A 1878-nucleotide genomic window follows, 5' to 3' on the forward strand; every position below is an offset into this window, starting at 1 on the left:
CGGAAGAAACGTAAATAACTTCAGCACTGGTTTTAACATAACGTCGCATTACGCGCACCGCTCAGGCGGCCTGAGCGCGCTTCTGACGGCAGAACGGTAAAACAGGCAACAAACCACCCGAAAAGCCGCCAGAAACGCAGGGAATGAATTCTGGCACAGTGAATGGCTATGCGCCCAGGTGAATGGTTCTGATTCTGGCGCCGGATACACCCCGTAAGCCGTGTTTTTCACACTTTACGACCGCGACAGCGTGCATCCCTGATGAAGGTGATTTTTCGCATGCGAAAAATCGGGCTGGAAAACCGATAGTGGTGAACGGACGCGCAATTTATTGCGTGACCGTGAAACGCTCGCCAGGTGTCGGGGCGGCGAGCCCTGACAGGAGCATTTGCCATGCCGCGTGTGCGCGGTATTACAAATGCACATCCTGTCCCGTGGCGCTGACACCCTCAAAAAAACTGAAGCCATGAAAATACCCTGAAAATGCCGGCAAGCCACAGTGCCGGATCCGGCACCACACTGGATATAAATCAGTAACACAATCCGGCCACCTGGATAAATATCATGTGGGCGGATCCGGCACTGCTCGCGGATATACAGGTGTGTGGTACCGGCACTGGTGTCGGATTGTGTGACATGTAAGGCACTGATAAATAGCGATAGCCACAATCCGGCGATATGACAGTGCCGGTACCGACACCTGTGTATCCGACAAATGTGAGACATTTTGCCGGACACATGCAAATTGCCTGAAATATTTACGATTAAGCAACTGATTTAAAGTGAAAAATCTGCAAGACGAAGTCTTGCGTGGGGTGTGATGTTTTGACCCTGAAGGCAGAGAGCGGCGATCGGGCTGTGTGGATAGGCTAGAAAAACAGGTTTGGATTAAGTCATTCAGTAAATCAGACAAGCCACGCCGGCAACTGAGGCGTTCTCAGCGTTTCCAGAACTTCCACCAGGGTGAATCCCCAGTATGCTTGTGCTCGATGAGCAGCATCGCTTGTTTGAGGCTATCGATGTGCGAATCCTTGGCGGAAACTAACGTTTTAAGGTGTTCCACTTCCTGCCTCAGCTGTGCAATTACCTGTTCACTCTGCTGGGAGATACCTGTACCAGGCTGTTCTAATACCTGCGCAGACACATGTTCAAATGGGCGATACTCAAGAGGACCAAAAACACGAATAAGCTCCGAAACATCGACCAATCTAGCATTCCTTGCACCATGACAGGTGGACAGCTCACCTGTCTTAATCAACCTGTGCAATGTTGTACGGCTCTTCCCTGTCAGCCGTGCGGCCTCACTGATCGATATTTTTGCCATTAACTGCATCCTGTAGAGCGTTTAACTGCACCGAAAGAGTCCTGCAGAGCACCTCTGCATCCTCATGAAGTTTTTCACACATGTCAGCCTCAGTATCGAGATCCAGTTCGTTGAGCTTATCCAGCAAAAGCAGGGATTGCGCCTGAATGAATTTCGCCATGTTCAGTGCCGTTTTGTGTTGTTTCGTCATCACAGCGTCAGTGCTCCAAGTGATCTCCGGTTATTTTCCGCTTCCTCGACCGTTCGCTCGCTACGCTCGGTCACTTATCTGCGGCGAGCGGACGGATCTTACTAAAAGACAAATAACCTAGACGGTAAGCGTAACGAGAAGCCAGAACAAGAGCGGTAAGGCCACGCCCCACCAGTGCGTTTTTCCATAGGCTCCGCCCCCCTGACAAGCATCACAGAATCCGACGCTCAAATCAGTGGTGGCGAAACCCGACAGGACTATAAAGATACCAGGCGTTTCCCCCTGGCGGCTCCCTCGTGCGCTCTCCTGTTCCTGCCTTTCGGTTTACCGGTGTCATTCCGCTGTTATGGCCGCGGTTCTCTCA

2 protein-coding genes and 1 pseudogene are annotated in these 1878 nt (G+C 51.5%); 1 reads left to right on the top strand and 2 read right to left on the bottom strand.

What is annotated here, in order from left to right:
* Positions 1–937: 937 nt before the first annotated feature.
* Both JK154_RS17565 and JK154_RS17570 read right to left on the bottom strand, forming a co-directional pair.
* On the bottom strand, positions 938–1324 hold the full coding sequence (locus JK154_RS17565) for a helix-turn-helix domain-containing protein (protein ID WP_039265653.1): 387 nt from the start codon (positions 1322–1324) through the stop codon (positions 938–940).
* On the bottom strand, positions 1302–1514 hold the full coding sequence (locus JK154_RS17570; RefSeq protein ID WP_039265654.1) for a Rop family plasmid primer RNA-binding protein: 213 nt from the start codon (positions 1512–1514) through the stop codon (positions 1302–1304). The genes JK154_RS17565 and JK154_RS17570 overlap by 23 nt, the downstream gene beginning before the upstream one ends.
* A gap of 174 nt (positions 1515–1688) precedes the next feature.
* Here JK154_RS17570 and JK154_RS17575 point away from each other — a divergent pair.
* A pseudogene (locus JK154_RS17575) lies at positions 1689–1878 on the top strand (hypothetical protein); the annotation flags it as partial.

The sequence above is a fragment of the Citrobacter sp. JGM124 genome, assembly GCF_018257795.1.
In the GTDB taxonomy this organism is placed as follows: domain Bacteria; phylum Pseudomonadota; class Gammaproteobacteria; order Enterobacterales; family Enterobacteriaceae; genus JGM124.